The organism is Brevundimonas diminuta ATCC 11568, from assembly GCF_000204035.1.
GTDB lineage: Bacteria > Pseudomonadota > Alphaproteobacteria > Caulobacterales > Caulobacteraceae > Brevundimonas > Brevundimonas diminuta.
The window spans coordinates 269,451-287,409 of record NZ_GL883086.1; the positions used below are offsets into that span (position 1 = coordinate 269,451).

14 protein-coding genes and 3 pseudogenes are annotated in these 17,959 nt (G+C 65.4%); 5 read left to right on the forward strand and 12 right to left on the reverse strand.

Annotated features, from left to right (window positions below):
- A protein-coding gene (locus BDIM_RS05175; RefSeq protein WP_155818677.1) for an IS3 family transposase occupies positions 1 to 1,087 on the reverse strand; the annotation gives its coding sequence in 2 pieces (ribosomal slippage) (positions 1 to 814 and positions 814 to 1,087; 1,088 coding nt annotated over the 2 pieces). This gene is flagged as partial in the annotation.
- Between the two features lie 1,033 nt (positions 1,088 to 2,120).
- On the opposite strand from BDIM_RS05175, the gene BDIM_RS05185 reads away from it, so the two are divergent.
- Both BDIM_RS05185 and BDIM_RS05190 read left to right on the forward strand, forming a co-directional pair.
- Positions 2,121 to 2,546: an organic hydroperoxide resistance protein gene (locus tag BDIM_RS05185; RefSeq protein ID WP_003164518.1), complete on the forward strand. Its 426-nt coding sequence runs from the start codon at positions 2,121 to 2,123 to the stop codon at positions 2,544 to 2,546.
- A gap of 19 nt (positions 2,547 to 2,565) precedes the next feature.
- Entirely contained in the window at positions 2,566 to 3,006 is a 441-nt protein-coding gene (locus BDIM_RS05190; RefSeq protein WP_003164519.1) for a MarR family winged helix-turn-helix transcriptional regulator, read from the forward strand.
- Between the two features lie 1,177 nt (positions 3,007 to 4,183).
- On the opposite strand, the pseudogene BDIM_RS18400 reads toward BDIM_RS05190, so the two are convergent.
- The 6 genes and pseudogenes from BDIM_RS18400 to BDIM_RS05225 form a co-directional block, all read right to left on the reverse strand.
- A pseudogene (locus BDIM_RS18400) lies at positions 4,184 to 4,351 on the reverse strand (transposase); the annotation flags it as partial.
- Positions 4,352 to 4,623: 272 nt separating this feature from the next.
- Positions 4,624 to 5,787 carry a patatin-like phospholipase family protein gene (locus tag BDIM_RS05205; RefSeq protein ID WP_248601204.1) on the reverse strand — a complete coding sequence of 388 codons (1,164 nt, stop codon included), beginning with the start codon at positions 5,785 to 5,787 and terminating at the stop codon, positions 4,624 to 4,626.
- Positions 5,788 to 5,953: 166 nt separating this feature from the next.
- Positions 5,954 to 7,339: an efflux transporter outer membrane subunit gene (locus BDIM_RS05210; RefSeq protein WP_003164524.1), complete on the reverse strand. Its 1,386-nt coding sequence runs from the start codon at positions 7,337 to 7,339 to the stop codon at positions 5,954 to 5,956.
- The gene (locus BDIM_RS05215; RefSeq protein WP_040345090.1) at positions 7,336 to 8,490 is read right to left on the reverse strand and encodes an HlyD family secretion protein; all 1,155 of its coding nucleotides are present in this window, start codon (positions 8,488 to 8,490) and stop codon (positions 7,336 to 7,338) included. Before BDIM_RS05215 ends, BDIM_RS05210 begins: the two co-directional genes overlap by 4 nt.
- Before the next feature lie 28 nt (positions 8,491 to 8,518).
- Complete coding sequence (locus BDIM_RS05220; protein ID WP_003170307.1) at positions 8,519 to 10,207, reverse strand: MFS transporter; 1,689 nt, start codon at positions 10,205 to 10,207, stop codon at positions 8,519 to 8,521.
- Positions 10,204 to 10,764, reverse strand: a complete 561-nt coding sequence (locus BDIM_RS05225; protein ID WP_040345091.1) for a TetR/AcrR family transcriptional regulator — start codon at positions 10,762 to 10,764, stop codon at positions 10,204 to 10,206. Before BDIM_RS05225 ends, BDIM_RS05220 begins: the two co-directional genes overlap by 4 nt.
- Before the next feature lie 370 nt (positions 10,765 to 11,134).
- On the opposite strand from BDIM_RS05225, the pseudogene BDIM_RS17105 reads away from it, so the two are divergent.
- Positions 11,135 to 11,338 (forward strand): annotated as a pseudogene (locus tag BDIM_RS17105) (enoyl-CoA hydratase-related protein); the annotation flags it as partial.
- Positions 11,339 to 11,589: 251 nt separating this feature from the next.
- Here the strand turns inward: BDIM_RS17105 and BDIM_RS05230 are convergent.
- Both BDIM_RS05230 and BDIM_RS05235 read right to left on the reverse strand, forming a co-directional pair.
- Positions 11,590 to 12,336, reverse strand: coding sequence for an SDR family NAD(P)-dependent oxidoreductase (locus BDIM_RS05230; RefSeq protein ID WP_050796781.1), 747 nt, complete (start codon positions 12,334 to 12,336; stop codon positions 11,590 to 11,592).
- A 23-nt stretch (positions 12,337 to 12,359) separates the two neighbouring features.
- A complete protein-coding gene (locus BDIM_RS05235) occupies positions 12,360 to 13,118 on the reverse strand; it encodes a glucose 1-dehydrogenase (protein ID WP_040345093.1) in 759 nt (252 codons plus the stop codon).
- Positions 13,119 to 13,326: 208 nt separating this feature from the next.
- Here BDIM_RS05235 and BDIM_RS05240 point away from each other — a divergent pair, with 208 nt between their 5' ends.
- Positions 13,327 to 13,809: a MarR family winged helix-turn-helix transcriptional regulator gene (locus tag BDIM_RS05240; RefSeq protein WP_003164531.1), complete on the forward strand. Its 483-nt coding sequence runs from the start codon at positions 13,327 to 13,329 to the stop codon at positions 13,807 to 13,809.
- Between the two features lie 145 nt (positions 13,810 to 13,954).
- Here the strand turns inward: BDIM_RS05240 and BDIM_RS17110 are convergent.
- A pseudogene (locus BDIM_RS17110) lies at positions 13,955 to 14,614 on the reverse strand (IS6 family transposase).
- A gap of 67 nt (positions 14,615 to 14,681) precedes the next feature.
- Here BDIM_RS17110 and BDIM_RS17410 point away from each other — a divergent pair.
- A complete protein-coding gene (locus tag BDIM_RS17410) occupies positions 14,682 to 14,927 on the forward strand; it encodes a hypothetical protein (protein WP_035285542.1) in 246 nt (81 codons plus the stop codon).
- A 231-nt stretch (positions 14,928 to 15,158) separates the two neighbouring features.
- Here the strand turns inward: BDIM_RS17410 and BDIM_RS05245 are convergent, their stop codons facing one another.
- Together BDIM_RS05245 and BDIM_RS05250 are read right to left on the reverse strand one after the other, a co-directional pair.
- Positions 15,159 to 15,536 (reverse strand): MerC domain-containing protein, encoded by a 378-nt coding sequence (locus BDIM_RS05245; RefSeq protein WP_003164532.1) that lies wholly within the window; start codon positions 15,534 to 15,536, stop codon positions 15,159 to 15,161.
- A gap of 78 nt (positions 15,537 to 15,614) precedes the next feature.
- The gene (locus tag BDIM_RS05250) at positions 15,615 to 17,681 is read right to left on the reverse strand and encodes a TonB-dependent receptor domain-containing protein (RefSeq protein ID WP_115616108.1); all 2,067 of its coding nucleotides are present in this window, start codon (positions 17,679 to 17,681) and stop codon (positions 15,615 to 15,617) included.
- Positions 17,682 to 17,959: the final 278 nt, after the last annotated feature.

Consider the following 17,959-nt stretch of genomic DNA (forward strand, 5'->3'; position numbering starts at 1 on the left):
TATCCGAACAGGTCTCGCCGCGCCTGGTCGCGGGTGGCGTAGACGCGGTGATGGACGCGCTCGGTTTTGAGGGTGTGGAAGAAGCTCTCCATGGGGGCGTTGTCCCAGCAGTCGCCCTTGCGGCTCATGGACGGGGTGATGCCGGATCGGGCCAGCGCTGATCGATAGGCCTCGGCTGCGTATTGGATTCCCCGGTCGGAATGATGGATCAGGCCCGGTGCAGGACGCTGGCGCTCGACCGCCATGTTGAGGGCGTCCAGGGCAATCTCGGTGTGCAGGGTCTGGCGCATGGACCAACCGACGATCTTGCGGGTGTGCATGTCGAGGATGGCGGCGAGGTAGAGCCAGCCTTCACCGGTCGGAATGTAGGTCAGGTCGGCAAGCCAGATCTGGTTGGGCACCGCCGCCTCGAAGTTCCGGGCCAGCCTGTTGGGCGCGATCGGATAGCCGTGACGGCTGTTCGTCGTCCTGGCCCGACGTGGCAGGGCGGCCAGCCCTCGCAGGCCGGCACGGCGCATGAGCCGCTCCACACGGGATCGACCGACCCGTCGCCCATGCCGACGCAGGGTGGCGTGGACGCGGGGTGAACCGTAGCAGCCGCTGCTCTCGGCATGGATCAGCCGGATGTCCTCGGTCAGTTCGCGGTTGGCGACAGACCTCGCGCTCTCGGGCCGACCACGCCAGGCGTAGTATCCGCTGGCCGACAAACCGAGGACCGCGCACATCACGCGAACCGGCCAGACCTGACGATGCCCATCGACGAACCCGAACTTCATCGGGAGGTCGCTCCGAAGATGAGCGCGGCTTTTTTTAATATGTCCCGCTCCATCCGGAGCTGACCATTCTCCCGCCGCAACCGAGCCACCTCTGCGGCCAGATCCGACGGCGACGGGGACGACGCCTGCGTTGTGGGTCGCCGCGGCGTCCCCGTCGCCTGCACCCCAAACTGCGTCATCCACCGACGCAGCACCGTCTCATGCAGCCCCAGCTCGCGGGCCACCGCCCCGGCGCTCAATCCACTGTTGGCGACCCGATCAACGGCCTCCCGCTTGAACGATTCCGGAAACACCCGGCGTTGAATACTCATCAGACACTCCTCTCCAGCTTCGAAAAGCTAGCATGGGTGTCCACTGAAACGAGGGAGGATCAAAGGCGACGCGGAGGCAATTTGGCGGTTTTCGATGTGCGAGGTCAGGCCCGCAAGTTCGCGTGCTCGCGCTGCTCGCCGTCGATTGTAGCTGACTCCAGAACCTATCCGCCGAAAACTCCGACCGAGCCCACTAAGCTCCCTTAACCCCCTCAGCAGGGCGCCACGTCGAGCGGCAAAACGAACATCTGGCTGTAACCCTGGTGTCAGTCACTGGTCGTGTAACCGATGAAGTCCTGGCCTGCTTGGTCTACGGCTTCACGCACTAAGCGCCGGACTCGTCCAGGCGATCAGGTTTGGCGACCAAGGTGAAGCTATGCTTCCCGGACTTTACATCACAGGCCGGGGTGCCCTGGGGGAGTTGTTTGAGCAGCCTTCCCACTGGGCAAGAACAACACCCGTCATCGTTACGGTCAAGCGGAGCCGTTCTGCCGCTAAATGGATGTTGGTGGGCAAGGCAAAGAGGTGGGGGCCCCTAAGATTGGGATATCGGGCCGCGATCCATGTGTTGGAGATCGGTTGCGGGGATCGAGCAATGCATAGCCCACGCCTTTGGCGACGAAATCAGATTGGCCATCGTCGCCGTGAAGCTTTCCAGAAGCGGCGCTTTGTCCTGCAGGCTTGGTCCGACTACGTCCGTCCGTTCCGAGATCCGTCGCCGCACATGCGCGTAGCCGACTTCGGTCCGCTCGAGAGGATGGGACGGCCCCTGGGGGAGTGTCTGTGGAAACCGACGCATCACGAGCTCCAGGACGGCCCGGGGAACTACGGAGCCAAGCTCGCCCGTCAGCTTATTTCAACTATGGGAAACACCGAGCCCAGCTAGGCCGGTCGGCAGTCCGAGCGCCAGGCGGCCTGAGAAGGTCCCTATCTGGAAGAAATATATATTGCTTGCTATAATATTGCGCACAATCTAATGGCTATGGGCCCGCTCCTTTACGGGCCCATCGCCCCGGTACCAAGGAGACTTTCCATGACCACCCTCTATAGCACCAAGGCCGTCGCGGTCGGCGGCCGTCACGGATCCGTTCGGACCGACGATGGTCTGCTCGACGTTCAATTGGCCTTGCCGACAGCGCTGGGCGGCAACGGCGGCGCGACCAATCCCGAGCAGCTTTTCGCGGCTGGTTATGCCGCCTGCTTTGAAAATGCGGTCATCCACGTTTCGCGCAGCAGGAACGCCCGGGTTGGCGATAAGGACGTAATCGTCGAGGCGACCGTGGGCATGCAACCCAACGGCGCTGGCGGTTTCGTCCTCACCGTCGCCATGGCCGTCGATATTGGCGGTCTGGATCAGGCGACCGCTGAACAGATCGTCCAGGCCGCGCATTCCGCCTGCCCTTACTCGAACGCGATCAAAGGGAACATCGACGTCGACATTACCGTCACGACCCACTGATGGGCGCGGAGGAGAGAGCATGACCGAAGACGATGTGTTGAGGCTCGACAGGCAGGTCTGCTTTCCGCTCTACGCAGCCTCGAACCTGATCACCCGGCTTTACCGGCCGCTCCTCGACGCGCTCGGACTCACCTATCCGCAGTATCTCGTCATGATGGTGCTGTGGGAGAAATCCCCCTGCACTGTCGGTGAAGTGGGGGAGCAGCTTCACTTAGAAACCGGTACATTGACGCCGCTGCTGAAGCGGATGGAGGCTGCGGGTCTGGTGGCTCGCAAACGCGACGCCTCGGACGAACGGCGGGTGCTGGTTACCCTGACGGAGCCGGGCGAGGCGCTTAGGGCTCCGGCAAAGAGCGTGCCGAGGGCGCTCGCCGATAAGCTGGCCATGCCCGTCACGGATCTGGAAAGGCTCCGCACGACTTTGACCGGTCTGCTCGGCGCCATGACTGAAAAGCCCTGAGTCGCTCGACGAACGGGGCTCCTGCGCGAACCCGGCGTCCGCCGCCGTCAAAGTGTGCAAGGGACGACTATTCGGTGATCGCCTCGGGTCGGTACCGGCTCCTCCCGTAGTTTCAGAGACGATTCGTGCTTTCCGAAAGCCAAGGACCGAACGAACATATCCAGCGAGCGGGATCGTGGGTCACGACCATGACGCACGCGTTGCGCTCCACGGCGTGCGGCGAAACAGTTCCATCACCTGGCGCCCGCGCACGCGATGGCCACGCGCTGTTGTTCGCCGCCCGAAAGTTTGGCCGGGCGGTTGTCGAGACGATGGCCCAGGCCGAGCGTGCGAAGCAATTCCACGGCGTAGCCGTGCGGCCGGAGGCGCGATGTCGGCGATCTCGAGCGAGATGGCGAGTTTCGCGGCGGTGGTGAGGGAGGGAATGAGGTTCGCCTTCTGGAACACGAAGCCGATATGGCCCCGACGAAACCCGCCTAGCCGGTCGAGATCGACCGCAGGGTTCGAGACCAGCTCGCCGCGGGATGTGGATCTCGCCACGGCTGGGCGGCTCGAGCAGGCCGCGAATCAGAAGCAGCGTGCTCTTGCTTGAGCCGCTCGGCCCGGAGATGCCGACGAGTTTGCCGGCTTGGGCCTCCGGCGAGACGCCGTCTAGCGCCCGAACAACGGTCTCGCCGCGGGGATAGTAGCGCGCGGTCGCCCACGCGAAGCAGGGGCGGCGCGGTCATTCGTAGGACCTGGTCGCCTGGGTTGAGCTGAGCGATGGCCGCCGTCCTGAGACCGGTCATTTCGAAGCGATCGCCGACGCAGCATCGGGCTGCCGCTGGGCGCCGCCGTCCGGCTCGCCAAAGATGACTACCGCGTCGTCGGCTTGACCCCGGGGCTGGTCGATTCTGCGGGGGATGGCCTTCTGTTCCTCGACAACGACGCGACGACGATCGCTTCGCGTTGGCCGAGCGAGCAGGTCCTGCACGAGCCCCGTAGACGCCTTTCGCCAGGAGCCTTACGGCGCGCTGAAGCGCGCCTTCCGCAGGCTGATCGTGTTCGACGGCGCCGACCACGCCGTCTTCGGAGGCCGGACGCGAGGGGCGGCGGAATCAAGCGACCCGATGATCCAGGGCGAGGCGATCCGGATCACGCTCGCCTTACTGGACCATTTCCTGAGGGAGGAGCCTGCCGCCCAGCGGCTGAAGCGCTTGTGCGCCGCCTCCCACTTGCCGTAGCGCTCGAGAAGGTCCTGCCAGTGAGCGCAGGACCGCGGCACCCATAGCACTCCATTTACGAACAGCCGATTATCGGACCCCGTCCGACCGGGATCCGACTTTCCCGGCAGCAGCGGCTCGATACGGGCCCACTACGCGTCGTCCAAATATTGCATGACGTCACCGCTATGTGGAACGAATCCGCGCCCCCCGATCACCGCGTTGATGCGCTGCCCAAGTCGTCGGAAAAGCGGCGCGGGCGGCTGCATTAAACGGTCGGCTTTCAGCGCCGCTCGCGTGTGTGGACAGGTTACGTCTTGCCCAAACAACGGGTCGACCGGATCAACCGCAGCAGCGAACAGGCGGACAGCGGCGAGCGAGCGGCCGCCTCAGCGTTTCAACCGACCGAATGTCGTCAATCCGCAGCCAGATTGAGTTCCGTGCGCCAAGCCTCGCCGGACAGGGCCCGTACCCGACCCAGGTCGTATACCCGCTGCATCGCTTCCGGGCTGAAGTCGAGACTGTCACCGCCGTCGAACTCCGCGGGTATCGTGGTGACCGAGAAGCTGACGCCGTTGCGCGCGGCGAAGGTGCGGTTGGCGAACAGGTTGGCGCGCAGGTTGGCCTTGAGCGCCGTGTCGATCGTTCGTCCCAGCACGCTGCCCACGGCGTCGCTCGTGACGTTTACGACGGGCTCGGCCTTGCCGTTGACTATGATGTGGATGCGGGCGCCACGCAGGACCCCGTTCGGATCCGTCCAGTTCCACATCATCTGCGGAACGGCGACAAAGGGATTCATGACGCCGCCGTCGACGTGCATCTCCTCGAAAGCCGGTGAGTCCAGGGCGCCGGAGGCCCGGGCCTTTATCATCACCGGCGGGAAGGCTCCCGGAATACTGGCGGACGCTGTCAAAATGTCGCGAAACAGCGCCAGCGCTTCAGGGCCGCCACGCTCCGCGATCGCGCCCATGTTCCAGACCACGCCGCGTTGGGCGTCCAGATCGGTGGTCGCGACCAGCAGGACGCGCCCGCGGCGATGCTCGGCCGCGATCTCCGTCAGCATGGCCGCATCGACATAGGTCTCGATCAGGGCGCGAAGGGGCGCGCTTTGATAAATGCCGGATCCGACGAACGCGCCGAGGCCTCGTCCCTGGAGCAGATTCGCGGCCAGGCCCCCGGTATAGGCTTCGCGTAACTCGGCATCCCGGTCAGGACCCAGAAAGACGAACGGAGCGGCGAGCGCGCCGGTCGAAACGCCCGTCACCACTTCGAAGTCAGGCCGGTCGCCCCGTTCGGTCCAGCCGTTAACGAGACCGGCCGTATAGGCCCCCGCGGCGCCGCCGCCGGAGAGAGCGATCAGGTCGAACCGCCCATCCGCCCCGTGAGGCGCGCCCTCACTCAGCTGCAGCCCCATGACTTCGGCCGCAAGCGCGTCCTCGACTGAAAAGCGGACACCAGGAAAACCCACAGGGATGGCTGTTTCGCGAAAGCCCAGGCCGAAATCGCTGCGGGCTCCGCTCGCGCACCCCGCGAGCGCCAGGGTCGCGGCGACAAGAATACTGACCGTGGTCCGGATCATGGGCATGGCGTCGCTCCTTCACTACGCGGAACGTGGCGGCCGGGGTCGGAAGCCACGCAGGAGGCGGGCCCCGGCTGGCGACCACGGCCCCGCGCGACCCTGAGAATCCTCAACGTCCCGGCGCGACCGACCCGTCCGCCGCGGGGTTTGGGAAGCAGGCTCGTGGTCATGGAACGTTCCGGGGCGCAGGGGTGGTCCAGCCGCCACCCAACGCCTGATAGAGGGCGACGGCGTTGGTCATCTGCATCTCGCGCAGTTGAATGAGCGCCGTTTCAGCCGTCAACAGGCCCCGCTGCGCGTCAAGTTCCTCAAGATAGGAGGTGTAGCCGGCGCGATAGCGATTGCGGGCGTGAAAGACCGCCTCATTCAGCGCGAGGCGTTGCGCTTCGGCGCGGTCCGCCTGGGCCTGGAGACGGTCGACGCCCTCCATGGCGTTCTCCACCTCCGAAAAGGCTCCGAGGACCACCCGCCGATAGGCGAGGGCGGCCTGGTCGCGCCGGGCTTCGGATGCGTCGGTCTGGGCGGTCAGGCGACCGCCGTCGAACAGGGGCGCAAGGACGCTGCCGCCCGCGCTCCAGATCGTGACGGGGTCCAGCCCTTCGACGAACAGTTCGGCCAGCGAAGCGCTCAGCCGCACCTGGGGCAGCAGGGCGGCGCGCGAAGACGCAAAGCTGGCGTCAGCGGCGACCAGTTGGGCTTCAGCCTGGGCGATATCGGGCCGTCGGGCCAGCAGGGTCGATGGCAGTCCCGGTTCCGGGTCGGGCAGGATGAGAGCGTCGAATCTGCCCCTCGCAATCGGGCCGGGGAGGGCGCCTGTCAGCAGCCTGAGAGCATTCTCCTGACGACGGATCGCCAGTTCCAGGGTCGGGATCCGCTGCGCGGCGGCCTGAAATTCGGCTTCGGCCTGGGTCAGTTCCAGGCGCGAGGTCTGGCCGGCCTCCGCTCGCCGCCGGGCCAGCGTGACCGCATCCTCGCGCGACACCAGGGTGCGGCTGGCGACCTCGAGCTGGGCGTCCAGCGCCACGAGGGCTACATAGGCGCGCGCGGTGGCGCCCGCTACGGACAGGGCCGCCGCGTCGCGGCTGAAGCGACTGGCCTGTAGGGAGGCGCGGGCGGCGGCGTCGGCGCTGCGCAGGCGCCCCCACAGGTCAATCTCATAGGCGACCTGGAGCTGGGGTTGGGCGAGCGCGGCTTCGGCGGCCTGGCCGAAAGCGTTCAACTCACGCGCCTTCTGGACCGCGACCGAGCCGGTCAGCAACGGCGACAAGGCCGAGCGCGACTGGGCGGCGAAAGCCTCGGCCTCGCGGACCCGGCTCTCGGCGACGGCGACATCGGTGTTGCGCGCCAGCGCCTCGTCCACCGCGGCGGTGAGCGCGGCGTCGCCAAAGGCGCTCCACCAGCCCGCCTCGACCGCAGAGCCTGCCTGCGTTTCAGCGCGCCAGCTTTCTGGCGCGGCGACGGCGGCCTCGACGGGGGCTTGCGTCGGCTCCACCGTGGCGCATCCCGACATCACCATGGCCGACGCGCCGACGATCAGGAGGCCGCGCATCATTGCGCGTCCCCGGCGCCGGCCGTGTCCACGCGGGCGACGACCGACATGCCGGGGCGCAGGCGCTGGAGCCCCTCCTGTCCTGGATCCAGAGCGATCCGGACCGGGAGTCGCTGGGCCACCTTGGTGAAATTGCCGGTCGCATTCTGCGCCTGGAGCACGGCGAATTCGGAACCGGTCGCTGGAGAAATCTGCTGGATTCTGCCGCGGAATTGCTTGTCGCCCAGGGCGTCGATGGTGACGGTCGCCGCCTGACCTTCGACCATCCGTCCAGCCTGCCGCTCCTTGAAGTTCGCGATCACCCAAAGCTGAGGTGGGACAAGAGAGACAAGCTGACTGCCGGCCGTCACATACTGGCCGCGGCGGGCCCCCACCTGGCTGACACGGCCAGCTTCGGGCGCAGTGATAACGGTATTGGCCAGATCGATCTCGGCCAGGCGCACCGCAGCCTGCGCACCCTCGACGGCCGCAACGAGGCCGTGACGCGACACCCCGACAGACCGTTCGTCCTGCCGCGCGACCTCGCGACCGGCCTGGGCCTGGCGCACGGCCGCCTGGGCGGATTTCAGAGTCGCTTCGGCCTGATCGCGTTCGCGCAGGGATACCGAGCCGTCGGCCGCGAGGTCAGCGACCCTGACCATGTCGGCTCGAGCCCGGGTCAACTGGGCCTCGGCGGAAGCGATATCAGCGTCGCGCGCGCCTACCGTCGCCCTGCGCGAGGCCCCGGTCTGGGCCGAATTGGCCAAATCCGCCTCGCGCGCCGCCAATGTGGACCGAGCCTGCTCCAGGCGTTGCCGATAGATCCGGTCATCGATGCGAAACAGCGGCGTTCCTGCGGCCACAGGCTGGAAATCCGCCACCAGGACCTCTGCGATGTAACCGTTCAGCTGTGGCGAAATCACGGTGATTTGACCCCGGACATTGGCGTTCTCGGTCCGCTCGATCGACGACGTGAACGGCGGCAGCTTCCAGGCGAACAGAATCAGCAGAACCGCGGCGACAGCCAGAACGGCCGTAACTATGGCGGCGACGGGGGGCTTTCGCTTTCCGGGGGGCGCGGACTCCCCGACCGGCGCGGCCGCAGGGGGCGGGCCTTCGTCCTCGGGCTGCCGGGCATGCGCCGGTTGCGCGTCCTTGGGGTCATGGTCGGTCATGGGGGCAATTCTTCGAAAAAGTTGGGCGTCAGATGGCGACGGCGCCGGCGACGTCGCCCGCAGGTTGAGGGTTGGCCTTGGCCTTGATGGCCTGGCGTACGACCAGCGCGAGAGAGACGATGAGCTGCACCACAGCCGTCACCCCAATCACGAAAAAGACGTCGTTGAACGCCAGGATGTTGGCCTGTTGCGTGACCTGCTGGGCGAGGGTGCTGACGCCATTGAGCGAAGCCGCACTGCGATCGGCCACCGTGGAGGCGAAGGCGCCGCCGTAGGTCTGGAGCAGGGCTGCGGCCTGCGGGTCAGAGCCGACGATGGCTTCGGAGAGATAGGCGCCATGATGCTGGGCGCGCATCACCTGAAAGGTTGAAAGCACGGCGGCTCCCAGCACCCCGCCCAGCACCTGGGTGACGCCGAACATGACGGCGAAGGTGACGACCGAGCCAAAGCCTCGCGCCAGAAGTTGTCCCACGCCGATGATCACGGCCGCGCCCATGAACATGGCTCCGGCGAAGCCCAACAGGGCCTGGCTGACATAAAGATTGACGGGATGGGTCTGGGCCGTGGCCCCCGCATCCATGAAGGCGCCGACAGCGATCAGGATCAGCGACAGTAGCACCTGGATGATGACCAGCTTGGGCGAAATGAGGAGCGAAAAGGCGCTCACCAGAACACCGGCGACCGTCGCCATCAGAACGACGCCATACAGATGGCGCAACTGCTCGGCTCCCATGCCCAGTGTCTGCAGCAGGCCCGTGGAACCAAACGTCTGTTCGCTGAGGAGCACCCGAACCAGCAGGATCGATACCGCGAACCTGAAAAAGCTTCCGGTGAAGAGCCAGCGGGTGTCCACCAGGGGGTTGGCGCGGTGGTGTTCGAAGGCGGCGCCGCCGGCGATCAGAATAACAGCGAGCGCCAGCGCCCAGCCCAGCCAGGGCGCCTCGAACCACCACTCCACCCGGCCCAGGCCCGCCACGGCGACGATCAGTCCCAGGCCGGCCGCCAGCAGGACGAAGCTGAAAAAGTCCCTTCTTTCGAACGCGTGGATACGAACGCCCGGAGGGAGCCGAAGGATGCGCACCGCCGCGAGGCAGGAGAGGGCGAGGCCCGCCTCAAGAACATAGAGGCCATGCCAGTTGCCCAGGTCGAGGAGGTCAGGCGAGATGATCCGCGCCAGGGGCATTCCCAGTTGCGACACGCCGATCCCGAGGATCAGAGCCGGCAGGCGCAGCTTGGCCGGAAACGCCTGCAGCATGTAGAAGACCGCCAGAACACCGAGCGCTGCGCCGGCGACGCCGCTGAGCGCGCGGACGGCCAGGGCTCCGGTGAAGCTGTCAGTCGCCAGATGGGCGAAGGCGGCGAGGGCGTAGATCGACAGGAAGACCATCACGAATGAGGTCAGGCCGAACTGCTGACGATATTTGATGACCAACAGATTCATCGAGACGTTGAACATCACATAGACGGTGCTCAGCCAGGCTCCCTGCACGGGATCGAGTCCGAGTTCCCCCTGGATCGCGGGCAGATTCACGGCGACAAGGGCGGTGCCGAGACCGCCCGTGAACCCGAGCAACAGGGCGACTAGGCCGTAGCCCAGCCGGACCGGATTGGAAAAATCAGGGGTGGATGGGGAGCCGGGCATCATCGGCCGTTCGTGAGGTTTCCAGTCGGGAACCTCGCCGATGACCTGGCCGAGCTGGCGCCGGGCTGCGGTCATTGATCGCGCCTCAGGATGCCCTTGAGGACCAGATCGAGCACGCGGCTCGCTGTCTGGTCTTCATCCGCATCTTCCTGGCGGCTGGCCGCGATCACCATTCGTATCACGGCCAGCACATCGCTGATTTTCAGGTCGGGACGCACAGCGCCCTCGCTCAGGGCGGCGGCGAGCGGAGCCTCGAAAAGCCTGACGAACTCTCGCTGGCGCTCCTGCAACTGCGGATGGTCGGCGGCGACAGCGCGCCAGGCTTCCGCCAGAGCCGGGGCCTCACGCGCTGCGCGGCCCGATTGCGCGATCATGGAGAACAGCGCCTGACCAGGCTCGACATCCACGCTGGCCCGGCTGACGGCCGCCATCTCCCGCTCGAACAGCGCCAGCAGCAGCGCGGCGCGGTCGGGAAAGTGCCGATACAATGTCGCCCGGCCTACGCCGGCCGCTTCCACAACGGCGTCCAGCGAAACATGCACGCCCTGCTCGGCAAACACGTGTGACGCCGCATCCAGAATGGCCCCCCGATGGCGGGCGACATCCCTGCGTTCCTTGCGAAGACCTGACATGGGTCGCAAGTGGACAATACTGTCCGTTTTGTCAAGCGCCGCATTTACGCTCCCGGGAGATATCGACAAGGGGTCTAGGCGTGGCTAGGCGGTTTGGAAGCGGATGCCGGTGTTTTGAACGTCAGAACGTCGCCCTTGGCCGATTCCGCGCCGGCTACACCTCAGGTCCGCCGGGGCCTTCGGCGGCGGCTCAAGCGATGGTCCCTGCAAGAGGCGGTCTCCGAGCCCGAAATCCTTGGACCAAAGTGAGGACATGACGGCGGCGCAAAAGTCCGGATCTCCCGTCGGTTGCCCGGCTTATTCGCACGAGGCTGCTGGCCGAAACCACGGCGCGACCGGGGCGAGTTCGACACAGCTTTTTAAAGCTAGTGCGGCGGCGGCGAAGATCGCGTCGCAGAGCCCGCTGGCGGTGATGATGAACAAGGAAATGGTCAACGTCGCCCTGGAGACGACGCTGACCGAAGGCGTGCGGTTCGAGCGCCGCCTGTTCCACAGCCTGTTCGCCTTCGAGGATCAGAAGGAGGGCATGTCCGCCTTCGTCGAAAAGCGGAAGCCCGACTTCAAGGGGCGGTAGCCCTGGCATTGGCAAGATAACGGATCGGGCGCCGTCTTGTAGCGCCCCCCAGCGGTTCTGCAGGCTAAAGCCGCAATGTCCGTTGTTGGTTGATTTTGAGCGTTGGGCACGAGTTTCGAAGGCGCGGTCGATCTAGCGCGCGCTGATTTCCTTCGCATGTTTTTATGCGGCGACCGATTCAATCTTGGGCCAAGTAAAGGCTTCAAAACTTATTCTCACAACACCCTCTCACAGGGCAGGGTCACGATGCGCTATTGCGCCGTATATCCGCCATCGACGGCCAGGACGGCGCCGGTAACGAACGAGGCGTGATCGGACAGCAGGAACGCCGCGGCATCGGCGATTTCCTCGGGCTTACCCAGGCGACCGATCGGGTGGAGTGCGACGATCCCGTCGAATTCCTCCTGGCTGACGACGCTGCGGACGAGCGGCGTGTCGATATAGCCCGGCGCGATCGCATTCACGCGGACGCCGCGATCCGAATAATCCAAGGCCGCGGATTTCGTGGCGCCGATGATCGCGTGTTTGGAGGCGATATAGGCCGCGTTGTTCCGTTGGCCGACGAGCCCCAAGGCGGAGGCCATATTGACGATGGCGCCCCCGCCGGACGCGATCATCGCCGGAATCTGATACTTCATGCAGCCGAATATGGCGTCGAGATTGACGGCCTGCACCCGGCGCCACGTGTTCGGATCATACTCGACCACGCCGTTTGAATCGCCGCCGATCCCGGCGTTGTTCACGGCCAGATCAAGCCGGCCAAACGTCTTCACTGTCCAGCCAACCATCCGCTCGATCGCGTCGAAGTCACCAAGATCGATCTCCCAGGCGCGAGCGCCTCCACCGATCTTGGCGGCGATGGCCTCTGCGCCGTCATGATTGAAATCGGCGACCACGACCGCCGCGCCCGAGGCCGCGAGCCTGCGGGCCGTCGCCGCGCCGATGCCCGAGGCGGCGCCGGTGACGATCGCCACCTTGCCTGCGAAGTCGTGATCCATGTCCTTGTCCTTCGCGATATGGGTCACTGGGCCGTCATGCCCGCATCGACGACATGTTCGGCGCCGGTGATATAGGAGGCCTCGTCCGAGGCGAGGAACAGCACCAGATTGCTGACCTCGGCGGGATCGGCGATGCGACGCAGCGGGATTTGCACGAGTGCGTCGCCCCCCTCCTCATCCGTCGCCTCAGCCATCATAGGCGTTCGGATGAAGCCGGGGTGAACAGAGTTCACGCGAATGTTGTTCGGGCCATATTCGACCGCCGTCGCCTTGCTCATGCCTCGGACCGCGAATTTGCTGCCGACGTAAGCCAGGCTGGGAAAGCCGTAATTGGCGACGATGCCGGCGATGGAGGAGATGTTGACGATCGAACCCACGCCCGCCTTCAGCATCGATGGAATGACCGCCTTCATGCCCAGGAACACAGACGTCTGGTTGATCGCGCAGACCTTCAGATAATCTTCTTCGGAAATATCGGACGTCCTGGCGATCGGGCCGAGCACGCCGGCATTGTTGACCAGGACCGTCGGGGGACCAAAAGCAGCTTCGGTCCGCTCAACGACCTGGGTCCAGTCCTGCGCCCGCGTCACGTCGTGCCGCACGAACAGCGCCGAACGGCCCAATTCATCGGCCAGCGCAGCGCCGCCTGCCTCGTTCAGGTCTGAAAGGACGACCCGCGCGCCCTCGGCCACGAAGCGCCTTGCGTGCGAGGCGCCCATGCCCTGCGCCGCGCCGGTGATGATCGCCACCTTGCCCTTAAGCCTGCCCATCCCGCTCTCCATGCCGTCCGTCCGCCCTACGGGCGGGACGGATTAATTGATGATGCGTGGGAATATAGGAATTGATTGACGCGTCAACAATAGTGGTTGCGACTGACGTCCAGGGCTGATGCGACGAGGCGTTGACAACTGTCAGATTGGGTTGTCACGCCGACAGGCAGAATCCGGACCAGACGTGCGCCGGGCGTATCAAGGATGGGACTTACGCCATATGTCATTTCGAGAAGGCGAAGATTGGCGAAGGACGCTGACCTGGACGATCCTGCCTGCGGGTCGCGCCTGGCAACGCGCGGCTGGAACGGCCTTGGCGCAGTTGGGCGTCTCCCTGTCCACGGCGGCGATCCTGCTTGTGATCACCCGGCTGGGCGATGGTATCCGCCAGCAAGATGTGGCCAAGGAATCGACGCTTGATCCGGCCGCCATTGCGCGATCGGTCACTCAACTTGAGCGGGATGGTCTGCTGGAGCGACCCAAGGACCTGTCCGATGGCCGCGCCAAGACCCTGCACTTGACCGAGTTGGGCCGTGCCCTGTCCCTCAAATTGGATGAGGCGCTCGACCGCCTGCGGGACGAGCTGGTCGCTGGCATAGACGACGCCGATGGTCAGATTGCGGTGCGCGTGCTTCGCGCTCTGGAGACCCAATGCCTGACGTTCTCAAATGGAGAGCCCCGTCGGCAGCCCTTCGAAGCCTGACCGCCTGGGCAAAGTCAAGACAGCGCTGTCAACCTGACCGCGTGAGCCGCGACTTCTCTAGCCAGCACTGTCAAATTAAGCGCGCCGGGCCGCGACTGTTCCGCAGCCCGACGAAATCTCAGGCGACAGCCACTGCCCAGGCCGCTTAAGCTCCGGCGCGAAAACGGCGGAGGGTCGGTCGGCTGATGAGATGTCTCTGGGTGTAAATGGTGTTGTAAATCGCTGCGTGGGTGGTGAGGAAGCGCTGGGCCGACACCTGCGACTTGAACAGCTGCTGCTGTCGCTCTCGTCGTCGGATCGGCAAGTGAGAGTTCTCCGCCGATTCTCCCTCAGCCGGCCGGGTGAATGCAGGTGCCGGAGACCGAAGCTGATCCAGCGCAGCTGGGTAGGATCCAAGGCCGTCGGTCACGATCCTCTCCGGAGCGACAGGCTGATTTCGCAGCAATCGCTTCAATAGCTTCAGGGCTGCCTCCGTGTCCGGTCGCCGCTGGACGACGAGGTCTAGACCTCGCCTTCCTTGTCGACGGCGCGCCACAGGAGCATCCGCTTGCCTCCGCTGGAACAACCCACCTCGTCCAGGTGCCAGCGGGGTGGAGGGGAGGGCGCAGCTTCTTCGGTCGCCTAGCGATCTGGGGTCCGAACTTGCTGGTCCAGCAGCGGATGGTCTCATAGCTGACGTCGATCCCACGCGCCGCCATCAACTCCTCGACGTCACGTAAGCTGAGGCTGAAGCGGAAGTATAACCAAACAGCCTGAGGGATCACCGCCGCTGGAAGCGGTGGCGCCTTAACGACAGTGGTTTCACGAAATGGGCTTTTCGAACTCCCCGCCCATTCTGAAACAGGATGAGGGACTCCGTCTGATTCATCCGAATGGCGCGACCGATCTTCACTGGTGTGGCGCAGAGGTTCAGGATCGACCCTGTTTGGTTGATGAGGGGCGGCGGCGGCGACGTAGATTCTTTCGAGCCAAAGGTGCTACGAAGAGATGATATCGCGCTTGCGGCTCAGGTTCGATTTAATTTACGCCTCGAATTGGTTGTTATGCGCCGGATGGTCTCGAAAGATAGCGTCATCACTAAAATTTTACATCGCTATATTGCTGAGTATTTTCAATAGAGTTATCTGGCGACGGTAGCCTAGTCGGCGTCGAGTTCTATCGGCTAAATAAAATACAATATAAACAAGTGGTTATTTGTATGTGAGTGATCGAGTGGGAATGATGCAGGTCTTTTCGGCAGCTTTCGGAACCACTTCCGAAGCTGCCGATAAATCGCTGACGTAAAAGTGAATTTTGACGAGACCCTTCGAAGCCTTTCGAAGGGTCTCGCTTTTGTGGCGCGCCGGGTATCAGTGGGCGTGGGGCCTGCGTCGCCAGTTCATCAGGTGGGTGGCGCTCAGCAGCAGGCCGCCGGCGACGGTGATCGGCGCCTCGGCTTCGTGTGTCGGCCATTCGGCGGCGGCCAGGAACAGCAGGGCGACGCCGACGGCGCCAAGGCCGATCAGGGGCCAGGCGCGACGGCCGTCCGGCGCAGGGCGAGTCAGCGTCCAGGCGGCGATGGGCGCGGCGGTCAGGGCGAAGGCCCAGTGCGCCCAGGGAGCCTCGGCGAATAACCCCAGAACCGGCAACAGGCCCGCGACCAGGGGCAGGGCCAGGCAATGGATCATGCAGAGGCCGGACAGGCCGATGGCGGCGGCGTCTCCCCAGGTCTGGGCGCGGGTGGTCATGGGCGGTCCTTTCGGGGGAGGGGCGGCCGCGGCGTCGCGATGACGCCGCGGCCAGGCGGGGGAGGAGCGGAAGGGCGGTCAGAAGCGGGCGCGGAATCCCAGGACGAGATTGCGGCCGCGCAGGGGCGCCAGATGGCTGATGAAGGAGGCGTGGTTCAGCGCCTTATCGTCCAGCAGGTTGGTCCCGCGCAGGAAGATCTGGCCGTTGATGTCGGCGATCGTCGGGACGTCATAGGCCAAGGTGGCGTTGACCATGTCGTAGCCGGGCGTCTTGCGCTCGAAGGCGGCGATGCGGTCCTGTTCGAAGACGTGGACGTATTCCAGATTGCCCGACCAGGCGCCCTGATAGAAGTCGCCGCGCGCGCCCAGTCGGCCAGCGGGAATGCGCGGCAGGTCGCCCCCGTCGCCCTTCAACTCGGCGCGGACGTAGTCGCCGAACACCGTGGCTGACAGGCCGGGCCGGAAGTCGTGGGTGATCTGGCCCTCGATCCCGGTGAAGCGGGCGTCGGCCTGGGTGTAGCGGATCAGGCGGAAGTCCTCGAACTGATCCAGCGTCCGCGCATAGACGTAGCCGTCGTAATCATAGCGATACAGGCTCGCGGCGAAGGTCGTGGCGCCCTCGATCTTCTTCAGACCCAGTTCGATCGAGACGGCCGTTTCGACGTCCAGATCGGGATCGCCGATCTCATAGGTGTTGGTGGCCAGGTGGACGCCGCGCGCATACAGCTCCTGCGCTGTCGGCGCGCGCTGCGAACGGGCCAGGCTTACGCTGGCGACATAGCCGGGCGTGAAGGTCCAACTGGCCGCGCCGGAGATGGAGAAGGGCTTGTGCTCGGCGTCGGGTCGTCCGCGCGCACGGGCGTCCTGCCATTCCTGGCGCAGGGCGCCTTCGAAGCGCCAGGCGCCGGCGACGTATTCCTCGACCAGGAACAGGGCGTGGTTCTCGGTCCGGCTTTCAGGGATGAAGGACTCGGCGCCGACGGCGGCGAAGTCGCTGCGCGAGGTCTGGGCGCCGATGACGCCGCGCACTCCGCCGATGGCGGCGTGCTGCACCTCGATGCGGGCGTCATGGCCTTCGTTGGTGAAGGTGGTGGCGATCTCGCCGTCGTCGATCTCGTCGTGGCGATAGTCGGTGAAGCCGCCGCGGAAGCGGATGCGCTCGATCCCGGCGAACGGATCCTGGATCTCGCCGCGCACGTCCACACGCTTGCTGATCAGGTCGACGATCGGGACATGGTCGTGATCGTGGTCATGGTCATGGTCATGGTCATGATCGTGGCCATGGTCGCCGTCGCCGTGGTCGTGGCCGCCGCAATGCAGCTTGGAGCCGTGCGGGTGGCAGGACTCGTACTCGTGGCTGTGGCCGGGCAGGCCGTATTCGCTGCGCTGCTCCGTATAGGCGGCGCCCAGATGGCCGCGCGAACCGATCCATGACAGGCCCAGAGTCGCGGTCGAACTGCGGTTGAACGATCCGTCCAGCGTGGCCTCGTCGAAGTTCGGAACCTCGTAGTCGTCGGTGCGGCGACCGGCGGCCTCGACGCGGATGGCGAAGGAGCCGGCCCCGGCGGTCAGGCCGATCACGCCCGCCTCTTCATTGTCCGCCGTGCCCAGGCGGAACTCGGCGACGCCTTCGCCGCCGTTTTCGGGTACGCGCGTCGGGATCTTCCTGTCGATCAGATTGACCGCCCCGCCGATGGCGCCGCCGCCGTAGAGCAGGGCGGACGGGCCGCGCAGGATCTCGACGCCCTCCAGCAGCAGAGGCTCGCCGCCGACCGCGTGGTCGGGCGAGACTTCAGAGGCGTCCATCAGGGCCGAGCCGTCGCTGAGAACCTTGACGCGGGGCGCGGTCTGGCCGCGGATCACCGGACGGCTGGCCCCGCCGCCGAAGGTGTCGGAGTTGACGCCCGGCAGGCCGGTCAGCGTCTCGCCCAGGGTCGATTGTCGGCGCTGGATCAGTTCGTCGCCGCGCAGCACCGCCACATTGGACACCACGTCCCTGCCGGATCGACCCAGTGCGTCGGCCGTCACCACCACATCCTCGACGCGCGTCGAGGCCGGGCCCGATTGCGGCAGGGCGTTCGCCCAGGCCGCCGTCGATACGGCTGAAAAACTCGCGGCCGCGAGCAGGATCGATCGTGTGTGCATGACATCCCCGTTCATGAAGAAGATTGCTATTATGTTATATCATAACATTACTCAAGTGAGTGCGGGCGGAGATCGAAACGAGGGCGGCGGCCCCCTCGCAGAGGCGGGCGGCCGTCTGCGTCGGGATGCACGCTCGGCGAAGCGCGCGCCCCTCGGCCTCGCTGGGCGATCATGACCCTGTCTCTTGGGCTGGCGTTCGCTTGGGCGCCGTCGACAAGGAATCGACGACTGGAACGAAACGTGATGAGCCGCGCCGATCCTGGCGTCTCAATCGCCCC